Raw genomic sequence first — 14,119 nt, forward strand, 5'->3', positions numbered from 1 at the left:
CGTGCGAATCGCGTCCCATTTTGACGCAGCTTTATCCCGCGAGCGCGGCGGCGATGCGGATGATCAGCGCTTCGGCGCCCGCCTGATCGTCGGCGGTGAAGCGCGCGGGCGAGGGGCTGTCGAGGTCGAGCACGCCGATCAGGCGGCCTTCGGCGACGATCGGCACCACCAGTTCGCTGCGGCTGGCCGCATCGCAGGCGATATGCCCGGGAAAGGCGTGGACATCCTCGACCCGCTGCGTCGTGCGCAGCCGCGCCGCGGCGCCGCACACCCCCTTGTCGAGCGGGATGCGGATGCACGCCGCCTTGCCCTGAAACGGGCCGAGCACCAGTTCGGTGCCGTCGAAGCGGTAGAAGCCCGCCCAATTGAGATCGGGAACAGCCTGCCAGATCAGCGCCGCGACATTGGCCATATTGGCGATCGCATCGGGCTCACCTGCGACGAGAGCGGCGGCGGCGTCGGCCGCCTCCGCCCACAGCGCGGCAGGATCGGTGGCGGTGAAGGATAGGGCGTAGGACAAGGCGATGGCTTTCGGCTGGTGGGCGGTGGCGAACGCTATCGTCCGCCGCCGCCGCGCGATCATTTGACGTCGAGGCCGGTCCATTTGGCAGCGAAGGCATATTTGTCCGCCGCCTCGGCGATGATCTTGTCGGTCGGCTTGCCCGACCCATGGCCGGCGCGCGTCTCGATGCGGATCAGGTGCGGCTTCGGACCGATATCCTCATGCTGCAGCTCGGCGGTATATTTGAAGCTGTGACCCGGGACGACGCGATCGTCGGTGTCGGCGGTCGTCACCAGGATCGCCGGATAGGTGCGGCCGCCCTTGATATTATGATAGGGCGAATAGCGCAGCAGATTGCGGAAATCGGCCTCTTTCGACGGATAGCCATAATCGTCGGTCCAGTAGCGGCCCGCGGTGAAGCGATCGAAGCGCAGCATGTCCATCACGCCCACAGCGGGCAGTGCCGCCGCGAACAGGTCGGGGCGCTGGTTGGTGACGGCGCCGACCAGCAGGCCGCCGTTCGATCCGCCCTCGATCGCCAGTTCGCCCTGGCCGGTGATCCCTTCGGCGATCAGATATTCGCCTGCCGCGATGAAATCGTCGAAGACATTCTGCTTGTTGGCGAGCCGACCGGCGTCGTGCCACGCCTTGCCATATTCGCCGCCGCCGCGCAGGTTCGCGATCGCGACGACCCCGCCCTTGTCGGCCCAGGCGAGCCGCGTCGGCGAAAAGCCGGGGGTCAGCGACACGTTGAAACCGCCATAGCCATAGAGCAAAGTCGGCGATCCCTTCGACCGGTCGAGCCCCTTTTTCATCACCAGGAACATTGGCACCTTGGTGCCGTCCTTCGACGTGTAGAAACGCTGTTCGACTGTGAAATCCTTGGGATCGAAGGTCAGTTTCGGCGCCTCGAAAACCTCACTCTTCCCGCTTACCGTATCAAGGCGATAGATGGTCGTGGGCTGCGCAAAGCTGGAGAAGGCGTAGAAGGTTTCAGGATCACCCGGCTTGCCGCCGAAACCGCTCGCGGTGCCGATTTCGCCCAGATTGATGTTCGCCACCGGCTTGCCGTCGAGCGCGACCATCCGGGCTTCCGACTTGGCGTCGCCGAGGTAGGACAGGATGATGCGGTCGCCGACGCGCGACGCGCCGACTAGCGTCCCCTCCTGTTCGCCGACGATCTGGGTCAGCGCCGCAGGCTTGCGGATGTCGAGCGAAACAAGGCGCTGACGCGGGGCATCCTTGTTGGTGAGGAAGGTGAACCGCGTGCCCTGGTTGGTCACATATTCCCAATTGTTCGCATACTCGTCGACCAGCGTGATCGCCTTGCCGCCCTTCACCGGATGCAGTGTCAGGCCGAAGCGTTCGTCGGTCCCTTTGGACGAGACGACGAGGACATATTGGCCATCATCGGTGACGAGCGCGCCGTGATTGAGTTCGGGCTGGTCGGGCGTCGCGTGGATCAGCACGTCGGCGCTCTGCGGCGTGCCGAGCTTGTGGAAATAGACCGCGTGATTTTCGTTGAGCGACTGAAACGCCTCGCCTTCCTTGGGTTCGGGGAAGCGCGAATAATAAAAGCCGCTGCCGTCCTTCGCCCAATCGAGCGACGAGAATTTGACCCAGCGAATCTCGTCGGCGATATCCTTGCCGGTCGCCACGTCCATCACGCGCACGATCCGCCAGTCGGTGCCGCCATCCTGCACGGAATAGAGCAGATATTTGCCGTCTTCCGACGGCGTCCATTCGGCGAGCGCGGTCGCGCCGTCCTTGGCCCATGCATTGGGATCGATCAGCACGCGGCCTTCGCCGGTCAGGCCCTCGCGCACTGTCAGCACCGATTGCGGCTGCAACCCGTCGTTGCGCGTGTAGAAATAGCGCGACCCCGCCTTGCGCGGCAGGCCGAAGCGTTCGTAATTGTAAAGCTCGGTCATCCGCGCCTTGAACGCATCGCGGCCGGGCAGCGTCGCCAGATAGGCGTCGGTGACCTTATTCTGCTCGGCGACCCAGGCTGCGACCTTCGGATTGACGCGAACATCGTCTTCCAGCCACCGATAGGGGTCGGCGACATCGACGCCGAATTGCGGATCGACGGTGTCGCCGCGCTCGGTCGCCGGATAGGCCAGCGCAGCCGCAGACGCCGCCGCCGCGGCATCTTCGGCCGCCTGTGCCGCCGCGGGCGTCATGAACAGGGCGACCAGCGCGAGCGGCGCGCGAAATTTTCTACGGGGCATGGCAAGGCGATCCTCATCGTTCGGGTAATAATCGTGCGCGCCACTGTAAGCATCGCTTGTGGGCGGGCAAGGGGATTTGCGCAGGGCGCCTCGGCCAGCCGGCTCGGCACGCGGCCGGTCGCGCCGCAGGCCAGCGTCGGGGGTTACCCCTTTGCGACATTATCCCTTTGCGACAAAGAATATGCGTTCCCCCGCGAAGGCGGGGGCCCAGTTCCAACGAAGAGACGCGCGGCAGCGCGACCTCCGACGCTGCGTGTCGAAACTGGACCCCCGCCTTCGCGGGGGAACACTTATGCTACCCGTGTCTGGGGCGTCGAAGCGCTCGCGCGCCCGTTTCTGATGTTTGTTCCGACCCTAGGCCGGGCGGCCGAGCCAGCGCTCGAGAACCTCGGCGCTGTCCTGACCGACGGCCAGTGGCGCGGGCCGCCGCACGCTGCCCGGCGTAGCGGACAATTTGGGAAAGACGCCCTGCATCGTCACCTCGCCCAATTCGGCGTCGGGAACGGTGACGAGCGCCTCGCGCGCCGCGAAATGCGGGTCGGCGAGCATATCCTCGGCATCATAGACGCGGCCGGCGGGGACGCTCGCGTCGATCATCTTCGCCTCCAGTTCGGCGATCGTCATCGTGCGCGTCCATTCGCCGATCAGCGCGTCGAGTTCCTCCTGCCGCGCACCCCGCGCGCGGTGGGTCGCATAGCGCTCGTCGCTCGCAAGTTCGGGGCGGCCCATCGCCGCAGCCAGCCGCGCGAAGACCGCATCCTGATTGGCGCCGATCAGATATTCGCCGTCCTTGCAGGGATAGACGTTCGACGGCGCGATGCCCGGCAGGGTCGATCCGGTGCGCCGCCGCTTGGTGCCGCTCGCCGAATAATCGGCGACGGTCGATTCCATCACCTGCAACACCGCCTCGTAAAGTGCCGAGTCGACGATCTGGCCCTCGCCGGTCTTGCTGCGGTGATGGAGCGCCGCGAGCGCGCCGAGGCAGCCATAGGTCGCGGCCAGCGTGTCGCCGATCGACACGCCCATGCGTGCCGGCGGCAGGTCGGGATAGCCGACGATCCCGCGCCAGCCGCCCATCGCTTCGCCGATGCCGCCGAATCCGGCGCGCGCCGAATAGGGGCCGGTCTGGCCATAGCCCGATACGCGCACGACGATCAGGCCCGGATCGGTCTTGCGCAGCTCTGCGGGGTCGAGGTTCCATTTTTCGAGCGTGCCGGGACGAAAATTCTCGATCAATATGTCGGCTTTGGCAATGAGGTCGCGGGCAAGCTGTTGCCCTTCCGCACTGCGCAGGTCGACGGCGACCGAATATTTGTTGCGCGCGATCACGCGCCACCAGCTCGGGCGGTCGCCCTGGCCCCAATGGCGCATCTGGTCGCCGGTTTCGGGCGGCTCCAGCTTGACGATTTCGGCGCCCATGTCGCCGAGAAGCTGGCCGCAGAACGGGCCCGCGATCAATTGGCCCATTTCGACCACCCGAAGGCCGTCCAGCGCTCCCCCGCCGCTGTTGCTGTCTGTCATGTCGTTCCTTTCGCGGCCCCGATCCTCTATGTCGCCCTTGCTGGCGACCCATCGAACGCAGCCCATGGACTCTTTATACTTAGAATACTATGTAATTTTCAACCCCGCTTGAACAGCATTTGAACCGAGGCGCGAAAATGGCCAGCAAAACCCGCATCGAAATGGTCGAAGTCGGACCGCGCGACGGGCTGCAGAATGAAAAGGCGGTCGTTTCGACGGCCGACAAGGCCGAGCTGATCCGCCGCGCCATCGCCTATGGCGCGCGGCGGATCGAGGTGACGAGCTTCGTCAATCCCAGCCGCGTTCCGCAGCTTGCCGATGCCGAGCAGCTGGCCGCAATGCTGCCCGATCGCGATGATGTGACCTATATCGGGCTGGTGTTGAACCGGCGCGGCGCCGAGCGCGCGCTGGCGACGGGGCGGATCGACGAGCTGGGCGCGGTCTGCGTCACCAGCGACGCTTTCGGCATCCGCAATCAGGGGCAAAGCTCCGACGAATCGCTCGCGGCGGCGATCGAGATCGTCGAGCTTGCCCATGCCGCCGGACGCAGCGCACAGATCACCATCGCGACCGCCTTTGGTTGCCCATTCGCGGGCGAGGTGCCTATGGCGCGCGTTATCGACATGGCGAAGCGCGCCGCCGATGCGCAGCCGCGCGAGGTCGCGCTCGCCGACACCATCGGCGTCGCGGTGCCGGCGCAGGTCGCCGAAACGGTCGCGCGCGTGCGCGAAGCGGTCGGGCCGCTGCCGGTGCGCGTGCATTTTCACAACACACGCGGGGCGGGGCTTGCCAATGTCTGGGCGGCGGTCGCGGCAGGGGCGACGATCGTCGATGCGTCGCTCGGCGGCCTCGGCGGCTGCCCCTTCGCGCCGGGCGCGGCGGGCAATGTGGCGACCGAGGATGTCGTCTATATGCTCGAACGCAGCGGCATCGCGACCGGTCTCGCGCTCTTGGACCTCGTCGAGGCGGCGGCATGGTTTACCGGAGTGATGGGACGTCCGCTGCCCGCGATGGTCAGCAAGGCGCCGGCCTTTCCGGCGTCCTGAGCGCTCAGCGGGGATGGTCGGCGTCGAAATGGCGTTCGAGCAGTTTCATGCGGTCGACGATCGAGAAGAAGAAGGCGGTCGACCAGCCGATCAGGATGATGCCGCTCGCCCCCTCGATCGCGCCCAGGATGCGGAGACCGGGCGGCAGGACGATGTCGCCATATCCGATCGTCACATAGGTCGAGGTTGAAAAGTAGAGCGCATGCTCGAAATCGGCGAAGGCGCCGAGCCACTGGAACACCCCCGCCCATATCCATATCTCGACCGAATGCAGCGCGAACAGCCCGAAAGCGGCGACCAGGATCGCGGCACCGTTCAGCAGGACGATCAGGATACGGCGCTCGGCGCGGCGATAGCGGCGCAGGACCGCGAGCAGGATCGCCAGCCCGACAAGGTGCACGATGACCGTCGTCCCGACGACGAGCGTGGCGAGCATGAGCTGATGGACAAGCGTCATGCGCCTATTCACCCAGATTGCCGTCGGCACGCAAGCGGCTTTGATCCTAGCGCACGGCCTGCGCGAGCAAGCCCGTAATCGAGCGGGTGATTGAGACGCGCGCGATCGTGATGCGATCCTGAGCAAAGCCCGCGCGCGTGAAGATGCGCTCCAGCGCTGCCTCGTCATAAAGCTGGTGCAAGCCGACGCGTGTGAAAGACCAGTCGCGCATCGTGTCGCGGTGGGTGACATAGGCGACCGCGCGGCCGCCGGGGCGCAATATCCGGTGGAGAGGCGCAAGGTCGCGGCCGTCGGGATCGCAGAAATAAAGCATGTTAAGCAGTAGCGCGGCGTCGAACGAGGCCGGCGGAAAGGGCATCGCGGCAAGCTCGGCGCAGCGTATATCGGCGCCCACCCCCAGCCGGGTCGCGGCCATCGCGGCCATGACGGGTGACGGGTCTATCCCGGCAGCGTCCACGTCGGCGCGGCGCCGCACCGCTGCTAACGCGGCGCCGGTCCCGCACCCGATGTCGATGACGCATTCGCCCGCACGCGGCGCCAGCAGGTCGATCGCGAGCCGCGTCGGCCGGCGGTTCGCCAGATCCATTGCCCGGCCGAGCAGCCGCCCTGCGATGCCGCGCGGGCGCGCGAGCTGTCCCGCGAAGGCGGCGGCCATGCTGGCCGCCAAGTCAGCGCGCCTTGGCGAGCAGCGCCTGCACCTCGCGGCGACGACCGGCATCCCACACGGGCCGCGTGCCGTCGTGCGGCGCGCGCAAAGCCTTTTGCAGAAAGGCGCGGGCGCCAGCCTTGTCGCCCTGATCGAGCAGGAAGTCGCCGTAGAAATAATTGGCGTCGAGCCCGCCCGGATCTTGCGCAAGCGCTTCCTTCAGCAGCTTGCGCGCCTTGTCGGTGTCGCCGAAGCCGATCGGCGATCCCGGCACCTTGTAATAGAGGACGCCCAGGCTCATTGCCGCGCCGCCCTTGGCGGCGTGCGGATCGAGCGCATAGGCGCGGGCGATGATGTCGCGCGCGCGCGTCGCAAGGCCCAGCTTGTGAAAGATGTTGGCGCGGTTCGCCTGCTCGCTGGTGACGATGCCCTGCCACAGTAAAGGTTCGGCGCGGCCGGGATAGCGGGCGACCAGCACGGCGGCCTGCTTGGCAAGCGCGTCGAGTGCCTTGGTCTGGGTGCTCGATCCGTGCACCTCGTATACGATGTGCGCCCAGCCGTCGTTGATCGACTTCACATCTTCGGCGGCACCGGCCATCACCACGGCCGGCACGGCCGCAACCACCATCGCCGCGACCGCCGCGGCGCGCGTCATTTGCAATTTCATCGGGCTACTCCTTTGTCGTGCTTCACGAAAATTCCGCGCGGGCGCGCCGGATCTGCGGCGCGAGGCCGGTGTCGATCAGGCGCGGCGAAATGGCATTGAGCGCGGCATAGACGCGCTCCATCGCGCCGATGCTGAGCGTCGGGCGCCGGGCAAGGATCGCGGCGACGATCCGCTGCGCGACCCATTCGGGGGCATCGGCCTTCATTCCGGTAATTTCGAGGAAGCGGTTGACCTCGGCATTGTTGAAGGCGGTGCGCGCGGCGCGCGGATTGACGTGCGTCACGCTGACGCCGCTGCCGCCCAGTTCGCGCCGCAATCCCTGGCTGAACGCGGCGAGTCCCGCCTTGCTGCTCGAATAGGCGGCGAACCAGGGGTAGGGGATGGCTCCCAGCACCGATCCGATATTGACAATCTGCCCGCTCCCGCGCCGCCGCATGGGCGCCGCGACTGCCCGGGCGAGCACCGCGGGAACGAGCAGATTGATCCGGTAACACAGCGCCAGCGCCTCGACGGGCTGGCTTTCGTGCAGGCCGAATCGCATGACCCCGGCGATGTTGACCAATATGTCGGGGGTGTCGCCCGTCAGCCGTTCGGCCAGCGCGGCGAGCGCATCGTCGTCGGAAAGATCGGTGACGATGCTGTCGTGGCATGCCGCGCTTTCGCTGCGGTCGATACCGATCGTATGGGCGCCCGCCTGCGCAAGCAGCATGGCGACGGGGGCGCCGAGCCCGCCCGCGGCGCCGGTGATGGCGACACGCTGTCCGTCAAGCCGCCGCACGCGCCGGTTCCATTTCGATGCCCGCGAAAACCCCGCCGAACAGCGCGAACATCTCGCGCGCCATCCCCAGGATCGCCGCGCGGTCGGCGGGGTCGTCGAGTCCGTTCACGAGCTCAGCGAAAAAGGCCATATGATCCTGATCGAGCGCCCCGTGCGAGGTCAGATAGGTGAAGGCCTGCGGCGGCAGACCCAAATTCTTCGCGACTGCCGAGGCGCCGCGCGTCGCCAGCGCGACGCTGACGCTTTCAAGGACATAGACCATGCCGAAAAAAGCCATGGCATTGCCCGTCGCGATCCGGCGATAGGCGTGATCGACCATCGCCGCCGTCGCGGGCGCGGGCGCGCTGGCGCGCACCGCCGCAGCGTCGCCGCCCGCTACCGCGATGTCGGACAATATCCATTCCTCGTGGCCGGTTTCCTCGGCGATATAATCGTCGAGCGCGGCCACGATCGCAGGGCGTCCGCCGAGCCGCGCGCGCGCCGCCCGCATCAGCGGGACGGTGTGGCTGACATGGTGATAGGCCTGCGCCAGATAAGCGAGGTACACGTCGCGCGTGATCGTGCCGGTCAGTCCCGCCTGCAATTGCGGAATGGTCAGGAAGCGCAGGCGCTCGCGCACCGTTTGCGCCTCGAGTTCGGTGAAAAAGTCTGGCGTACCGTCCAGATAGGCCGCGGCAATCGCGGCGCGGCGCAGGCGGCCGTTGCCGGTCAGCTGCCCGTTCATCGGCGTGAAGTGCGCGGCTTCGCGCCAGCCACCGATGCGGGCATAGGCCGGCAGCAGGGCATTGGCGGCGGCGACCGCTGCATCCAGATCGGCGTCGGCATGGGCCGGCACGATCAGCGCCTCGGGCGCCGGCCGACCCTCGCCCCAGACCATCGCCTGTGCGATCGCCGGTTGCTGGGTGAGCGCGCTTTCGACCCATTCGGGCGAGATATTGCGGCCGAAACTGGTGATGATCAGGTTCGACTTTCGCCCGTCGATGTGCAGCCGTCCTGCGGCGTCGATCGTGCCGATGTCGCCGGTGTGGAGCGGTGCATACGGTGCCGCGCCGCCGACCGCGCCGAGGCAGATCGGGCCATCGAGCACGATCTCGCCATCGTCGGCGACACGCGCCTGCATATGCGAAAGCGGCCGGCCGACCGACGTCGGATCGTCATCGCCCGCGTCCTGCAGGGACACGACCGATGCGCATTCGGTCAGGCCATAGCCTTGCCGGACGGGCAGGCCGAGTCGGCGGGCGCGCTCCACCAAGGGGACAGGGGTGCGCGCACCGCCGACCGCGACCAGCGTCAACAGCGGCAGGCGGATATCCGCCGCCTCCATGACGCGAACGATGCCGTCGAGATATTCGGGAACCAAGATCAGCGAGGTGATGCGCTGTTCGGCGATCAGGCGGACCGCCCTGGCGAAATCGGGCCGAAAGGGGTCGGCCATCCCGACCTCGGCCTGCGGCGGACAGACATAGGTGCCGCCCGCGATCAGCGTCGGGAAAAAGCCCGCCACCGTTTCCAGCAGGATGCCCGGCGGCAACAGCGCGAGGTGCCGTCCGGCGTGCTCGGCCCCGACCGCGGCGACGATCGCATGGGCGACGGTGAGCATATGGTCGGCCGAAAGGCAGATGCCCTTGGGCATGCCAGTCGATCCCGAGGTGAAGCTGATCCGCGCCGTCCCACCGGGGAGGGGGACGGGCGCGGACTGGCGGGGCTTGCCCGACCCGGCGGAACGGATCGTCGGATCGGGTACGGCCCCGCACAAGCCGGTGGCGTGGCGCGATTGGTCGGCGGTGAAGAAGCCGGGAAGCGACAGCACCGGAATCGCCGCCGCGAGCAGCGCGAGTTCCAGTTCGGCGCTTTCGCGGCCATGGTCGCGCTGCAACGCGACCGGCACGCCCGGTTGCAGTCGCGGCGCGAGGTCGGCGATACGCGCCGTGACGCGATCGCGCAGCGCGGCATAGGACAGCGGCTGGCCGTCAAGCGCGTCGATGGCAACGGCGTCGGGGCGCGTGGCGGCCTGGGCGGTCAGAATGTCGAATATGGTCATGTCAGGCCGCCTGCCGCGCGGCGCGGCGTTCGAGGAAGCTGTTGATGGCGGCTTGCCCGTTGGCGATGACGCCGGCGCAGACCCAAGGATCCTGATCGTAATAGCGTCCCCACGCCGATGCCGCCGATCCCAGCCGCTCGCCGCGGGCAGGGGCGATGGCGGCGATCGGGATGCCGATGCGGCGAAACATGGCGCGCAGCGGGGCGGTCAGCGTCGCGACCGCGACATCGCCCAGCGCGGCAAGATCGTTCGCCGCCGCGCCCCAAAGCGCGATCATCGCCAGCGGATTGACGGCTGCCAGATTGCCGATCTCGACGATCTGGCTGCGCGCAACGGGTCTGCCCAGTGCAATTGCCGCCAGCTCTTCGACGGGCGCATCGAGATAGGCTTCCAGAAACAGGGGCGCATCGGTGGCACGCGCATAGCCGAGCGCGGCGGTCGATCCGCCGGTGCCGGGACGATGAATATAGTCTGAAAAGCCGGGGGACAGTTCGGCAGCGAAGCAGTCGCGATACCGTTGGCGGATCATTCCGAATTCGTCGCCTGGCGTCATGCCAATCTCCCTATGTTACAGGGATGAGACGCCGCGATGACACGCACCCCGCAAAGGAATGCGAAAATTTTCCGGTAGGGCGCCTCGAAACGGCGGCGAACCGGCGGTGCCCGCGTTCAGCGAACCTGCCGCTTTTCCAGCTTTCGCGCCAGCGTGCGGCGGTGCATGCCGAGCCGGCGGGCGGCTTCGGAAATATTGAACCCGGTTTCGACCAGCGTCTGGTGGATATGTTCCCATTCGACGGTCTTGATCGACGATTGGCGTCCGTCGAGCGGCGCCTCGACATTGCCCTCGGCGCGGCCGAAGGCGGCTTCGATATCGTCGGTGTTCGACGGCTTGGCGAGATAATAGGAGGCGCCGAGCTTGATTGCCTCGACCGCGGTGGCGATGCTGGCAAAGCCTGTCAGCACGACGATGCGCATCGCAGGGTCAAAGGCGCTCAGCGTCTGGACGCAGCCGAGGCCCGAAGCGGCGCCGAGCTTCAGGTCGACCACCGCGAAATCGGGATGGAATCCGGCGAGCAGCTCGTCCAGCCCCTCGGGCCCATGCGCCACCCGCACATCATAGTCGCGCCGTTCGAACGACCGCTTCAGCGTCCGCGCAAAGGCTTCGTCATCTTCGACGATCAGCAGGCGCCGTTCGGTCATCCCCTTCTCCCTTCGCCCCGCGCGATCGCCGCGATCGGCAGCGTGATCCGCACCACCGCACCCCCCGCGTCGCGGTTATCGGCGCTGACCAGCCCGCCCAGCTTGCGCACGACATTGACCAGCAGGAACAGGCCGAGCCCGCCGCCGGGGCGGCCCTTGGTCGACCGATAGGGTTGGCCGATCGTCTCCAGCATTTCCGGATCGAATCCGGGGCCGCGGTCGGCGATCTCGATCACCAGCATCTCGCCGTCGCGCAGTGCGGTGAGGCCGATCCAGTCGGGGGAGACTTCGGCCGCATTGTCGATGACATTGTCGATCACCTGACGCAGCGCGGGGTCGGAGACGATATCGACATCGGGACCGATCCGGTCGCTGAAATCGAGCGTGCCCGGTAGACGCCCGGCGCGCCAGTCGTCGACTATGTCGGTGACGAAACGGCGCGCAGTCGTTAGCTGCGGTGCGATTCCGCGCGCTTCGCCCGCCGACATCAGGATGCCGCTGACGATCGATTTGCAGCGACCGACCGCCGCGTCCATATCGGCCAGATCCTCCTGCAATTCCCTGTCTTCCGCCAGCCGCGGTGCCGCGCGCCAGTCGCCGATTAGCACCGACAGCGTCGACAGCGGCGTCCCGAGTTCGTGCGCGGCGCCCGAGGCGAGCAGGCCCATGCGAACGATATGATCCTCCTCCGCCGCGCGCTGGCTGGCGGTGGCCAGCGCCGCATCGCGCTCGCGCAGGTTACGGCTCATCCGCGTGACGAAGGCGACGAGCAGCACCGCGATCAACAGGAAGCAGACGAGGCTGCCCTTGAGATAGAGCGCCAGCGGATCGGCGGCATAGGGTTGCGGCAGGACGAGCGGCGTCGGATCGATGCGCAGCGCGACCATCGCAACGATCGCGCCCGCCACCACGGCCCAGGACGAACGCGGCGTGAGCAGGATCGCGCCCATCACCACCTGAAGCAGAAACAGCGAGGCGAAGGGATTGGTGAGGCCGCCGCTATGGTGGAGCTGCCACCCCAGCGCCGCGACATCGAACAGCAGCACGGCCGTCAGCTCGCGGTTGGCGACCGAATGGCCGCCGCGTAGCCGCGCAAGACTGGCGAGATTGATCGCGATGAGGACGATGATCGCGCCGAGCAGCGGCGCAAGCGGCAGCTTGATGCCCATCAGCCCGTTGACGACCTCGATCGTCGCGAGCTGGCCGCCGACCGCGATCCAGCGCAGCTGGATCAGCAGCGACATGTTCCGCTGGCCGGCGTCGGCTGCCGGAAGCGCGATCGGTGGGGCCGTGGCTTCGCTCATTCGTCCGGCATATTGGACGCATCGGCGCCCGGACGCCACAGCCGCCAGGCAAAAAACAGCGCAAGCAGCATCAGCGCGAACCAGGTCAGCGCATAGACCAGATGATTGTCGGGGAATTTGACGACGGTCAGCCCGCCCACGGGCAGGCCGCCGGGGTTCGGCGCCGCATCGGCATCGACGAAATAGGGTGCGGTGCGGCCCAGGCCGCGCGCCGCTGCGATCGCGGCGACGTCGCGCGAATACCAGCGGTTTGCGGCGGCATCATTGGCGCGCAGAAAGCCGCCGCCGGGCTCGGTCATGCGCAGCAGCCCGGTCACCGTCGTCGGTCCGACCGTATTGCCCGCGGCGCGCGTTGCCGGATCGCGGCGCTCGCGCGGCACGAAACCGCGATTGACGAGCAGCGTGAAGCCGGGCGTTTCGAGCGGCGTCATCACCCAATAGCCGGCGCCGCGATCGGTGACCGCCTGAACCAGCGTTTCGCGGTCGTGACGGAAGCGGCCGGTCGCGGTGACGCGGCGATAGGCGTCGTGCGCCGCGTCGATGCCGCGCCATGCGGCCGGCGGCGGCGCGGGAACGGGGGCGGCGTGGATGCGCGCATCGACCGCCGCGACCAGCGCATGTTTCCACTCGCGCCGTTCGAGCTGCCAGACGCCGAGCGCCGCGAGCAGCGCCGCCGCGACCAGCGCCGCCGCGGCAAAGGCCGCGCGGCGCGGCCGGGTCACGGCAACTGGCTCATGTCGTGCGGCATCGGCATCATATTGGTGTTGAGGTGGTGCATCACCCATAGCGACCCCGCCAGCATGATCACGACGACGATGATCGTGAACAGCAGCGAGGTCATCGACCAGCCGCCCTCCGCCTTCGGCGTCATGTGCAGGAAATACACCATGTGGACGACGATCTGAACCACCGCGAAGCCCATGATGATCGCCGCGGTCACACCGGCCGACAGCGGCATCGTCATCACCATCCAGAAGGGGATGGCGGTCAGGATCACCGACAGGACGAAACCGATCGCATAATCGCGCATCGATGCGTGCGGCATCTCGATCTCGTGATGCGCGTGGTTGGCGGCGTGGTGGTCGTGGTTCGCGCTCATCGCAGCATTCCCATCAGATAGACGATCGTGAAGACGCCGATCCACACGACGTCGAGGAAGTGCCAGAACATCGACAGGCACATCACGCGGCGCTTGTTCGCGGCGATCAGCCCATGCTTGCCGAGCTGGATCATCAGGGTCACCAGCCAGATGATGCCGAAGGTCACGTGCAGCCCGTGGGTGCCGACCAGCGTGAAGAAGGCCGACAGAAAGGCGCTGCGCTGCGGCGTCGCGCCAAGTTCGATCAGATGGTGGAACTCGTAAAGCTCGATGCTCAGGAAGGCGAGGCCGAACAGTCCGGTGATCGCCAGCCAGAGCTGGGTTCCCTTCACCTTGCCCTGCTGCATCTGGAGCACGGCGAAGCCATAGGTGATCGACGAAAAGAGCAGCATCGCGGTGTTGAGCGCGATCAGTTTCAGGTCGAACAGATCCTTGGGCGCCGGTCCCGCGGCATAATTGCCGCCGAGCACCGCATAGCAGGCGAACAGGATCGCGAAGATGAGGCAGTCGCTCATCAGATAGATCCAGAAGCCCAGCATCGTGCTGTGCCCTTCGGGATGGGGATGCTCGTCGAGTTCGTAGAAGGCGGGCGCTTCGCCCGCGGCGGGGAGGGTGGTGCTGCTCATC

At 67.0% G+C, this 14,119-nt stretch carries 15 protein-coding genes; 1 reads left to right on the plus strand and 14 read right to left on the minus strand.

Features of this window, described 5'->3' with window-relative positions; genetic code table 11:
* Positions 1-31: 31 nt before the first annotated feature.
* The 3 genes from ATE59_RS11960 to ATE59_RS11970 form a co-directional block, all read right to left on the minus strand.
* Positions 32-583 (minus strand): GAF domain-containing protein, encoded by a 552-nt coding sequence (locus tag ATE59_RS11960; protein ID WP_231737326.1) that lies wholly within the window; start codon positions 581-583, stop codon positions 32-34.
* The gene (locus tag ATE59_RS11965) at positions 580-2,733 is read right to left on the minus strand and encodes a prolyl oligopeptidase family serine peptidase (protein ID WP_197409170.1); all 2,154 of its coding nucleotides are present in this window, start codon (positions 2,731-2,733) and stop codon (positions 580-582) included. Before ATE59_RS11965 ends, ATE59_RS11960 begins: the two co-directional genes overlap by 4 nt.
* Before the next feature lie 354 nt (positions 2,734-3,087).
* Positions 3,088-4,254: a CaiB/BaiF CoA transferase family protein gene (locus tag ATE59_RS11970; protein ID WP_058812673.1), complete on the minus strand. Its 1,167-nt coding sequence runs from the start codon at positions 4,252-4,254 to the stop codon at positions 3,088-3,090.
* Between the two features lie 137 nt (positions 4,255-4,391).
* On the opposite strand from ATE59_RS11970, the gene ATE59_RS11975 reads away from it, so the two are divergent.
* Positions 4,392-5,300, plus strand: a complete 909-nt coding sequence (locus ATE59_RS11975) for a hydroxymethylglutaryl-CoA lyase (RefSeq protein WP_058812599.1) — start codon at positions 4,392-4,394, stop codon at positions 5,298-5,300.
* A 4-nt stretch (positions 5,301-5,304) separates the two neighbouring features.
* On the opposite strand, the gene ATE59_RS11980 is transcribed toward ATE59_RS11975, so the two are convergent.
* The 11 genes from ATE59_RS11980 to cyoC all read right to left on the minus strand — a co-directional run bounded on the left by ATE59_RS11980 (position 5,305) and on the right by cyoC (position 14,118).
* Entirely contained in the window at positions 5,305-5,757 is a 453-nt protein-coding gene (locus tag ATE59_RS11980; RefSeq protein ID WP_003040251.1) for a potassium channel family protein, read from the minus strand.
* A 46-nt stretch (positions 5,758-5,803) separates the two neighbouring features.
* Complete coding sequence (locus ATE59_RS11985) at positions 5,804-6,424, minus strand: class I SAM-dependent methyltransferase (protein ID WP_231292852.1); 621 nt, start codon at positions 6,422-6,424, stop codon at positions 5,804-5,806.
* 1 nt (position 6,425) lies between these two features.
* The gene (locus ATE59_RS11990; RefSeq protein ID WP_003040245.1) at positions 6,426-7,070 is read right to left on the minus strand and encodes a tetratricopeptide repeat protein; all 645 of its coding nucleotides are present in this window, start codon (positions 7,068-7,070) and stop codon (positions 6,426-6,428) included.
* A gap of 22 nt (positions 7,071-7,092) precedes the next feature.
* Positions 7,093-7,848 (minus strand): SDR family NAD(P)-dependent oxidoreductase, encoded by a 756-nt coding sequence (locus ATE59_RS11995; protein ID WP_003040242.1) that lies wholly within the window; start codon positions 7,846-7,848, stop codon positions 7,093-7,095.
* Entirely contained in the window at positions 7,835-9,889 is a 2,055-nt protein-coding gene (locus ATE59_RS12000; protein ID WP_156416780.1) for an AMP-binding protein, read from the minus strand. The genes ATE59_RS11995 and ATE59_RS12000 overlap by 14 nt, the downstream gene beginning before the upstream one ends.
* Position 9,890: 1 nt before the next feature.
* On the minus strand, positions 9,891-10,442 hold the full coding sequence (locus ATE59_RS12005; protein ID WP_003040237.1) for a thermostable hemolysin: 552 nt from the start codon (positions 10,440-10,442) through the stop codon (positions 9,891-9,893).
* A 116-nt stretch (positions 10,443-10,558) separates the two neighbouring features.
* Positions 10,559-11,089, minus strand: a complete 531-nt coding sequence (locus tag ATE59_RS12010; RefSeq protein ID WP_003040234.1) for a response regulator transcription factor — start codon at positions 11,087-11,089, stop codon at positions 10,559-10,561.
* Positions 11,086-12,393: an ATP-binding protein gene (locus tag ATE59_RS12015; protein WP_058812600.1), complete on the minus strand. Its 1,308-nt coding sequence runs from the start codon at positions 12,391-12,393 to the stop codon at positions 11,086-11,088. Before ATE59_RS12015 ends, ATE59_RS12010 begins: the two co-directional genes overlap by 4 nt.
* The gene (locus ATE59_RS12020; RefSeq protein WP_058812601.1) at positions 12,390-13,115 is read right to left on the minus strand and encodes an SURF1 family protein; all 726 of its coding nucleotides are present in this window, start codon (positions 13,113-13,115) and stop codon (positions 12,390-12,392) included. The genes ATE59_RS12015 and ATE59_RS12020 overlap by 4 nt, the downstream gene beginning before the upstream one ends.
* On the minus strand, positions 13,112-13,492 hold the full coding sequence (gene cyoD / locus ATE59_RS12025) for a cytochrome o ubiquinol oxidase subunit IV (RefSeq protein ID WP_058812602.1): 381 nt from the start codon (positions 13,490-13,492) through the stop codon (positions 13,112-13,114). The genes ATE59_RS12020 and cyoD overlap by 4 nt, the downstream gene beginning before the upstream one ends.
* Positions 13,489-14,118, minus strand: coding sequence for a cytochrome o ubiquinol oxidase subunit III (cyoC, locus tag ATE59_RS12030; protein ID WP_058812603.1), 630 nt, complete (start codon positions 14,116-14,118; stop codon positions 13,489-13,491). Before cyoC ends, cyoD begins: the two co-directional genes overlap by 4 nt.
* Between the last annotated feature and the right edge of the window lies 1 nt (position 14,119).

This window comes from Sphingopyxis sp. A083, from assembly GCF_001468495.1.
In the GTDB taxonomy this organism is placed as follows: domain Bacteria; phylum Pseudomonadota; class Alphaproteobacteria; order Sphingomonadales; family Sphingomonadaceae; genus Sphingopyxis; species Sphingopyxis terrae.

Bases quoted from the DNA above. Each gene is read 5' to 3' on its own strand.
- ATE59_RS11960 (WP_231737326.1), bottom strand. From the start codon at position 583: ATGATCGCGCGGCGGCGGCGGACGATAGCGTTCGCCACCGCCCACCAG.
- ATE59_RS11965 (WP_197409170.1), bottom strand. From the start codon at position 2,733: ATGCCCCGTAGAAAATTTCGCGCGCCGCTCGCGCTGGTCGCCCTGTTC.
- ATE59_RS11970 (WP_058812673.1), bottom strand. From the start codon at position 4,254: ATGACAGACAGCAACAGCGGCGGGGGAGCGCTGGACGGCCTTCGGGTG.
- ATE59_RS11975 (WP_058812599.1), top strand. From the start codon at position 4,392: ATGGCCAGCAAAACCCGCATCGAAATGGTCGAAGTCGGACCGCGCGAC.
- ATE59_RS11980 (WP_003040251.1), bottom strand. From the start codon at position 5,757: ATGACGCTTGTCCATCAGCTCATGCTCGCCACGCTCGTCGTCGGGACG.
- ATE59_RS11990 (WP_003040245.1), bottom strand. From the start codon at position 7,070: ATGAAATTGCAAATGACGCGCGCCGCGGCGGTCGCGGCGATGGTGGTT.
- ATE59_RS12000 (WP_156416780.1), bottom strand. From the start codon at position 9,889: ATGACCATATTCGACATTCTGACCGCCCAGGCCGCCACGCGCCCCGAC.
- ATE59_RS12005 (WP_003040237.1), bottom strand. From the start codon at position 10,442: ATGACGCCAGGCGACGAATTCGGAATGATCCGCCAACGGTATCGCGAC.
- ATE59_RS12010 (WP_003040234.1), bottom strand. From the start codon at position 11,089: ATGACCGAACGGCGCCTGCTGATCGTCGAAGATGACGAAGCCTTTGCG.
- ATE59_RS12015 (WP_058812600.1), bottom strand. From the start codon at position 12,393: ATGAGCGAAGCCACGGCCCCACCGATCGCGCTTCCGGCAGCCGACGCC.
- cyoD (WP_058812602.1), bottom strand. From the start codon at position 13,492: ATGAGCGCGAACCACGACCACCACGCCGCCAACCACGCGCATCACGAG.
- cyoC (WP_058812603.1), bottom strand. From the start codon at position 14,118: ATGAGCAGCACCACCCTCCCCGCCGCGGGCGAAGCGCCCGCCTTCTAC.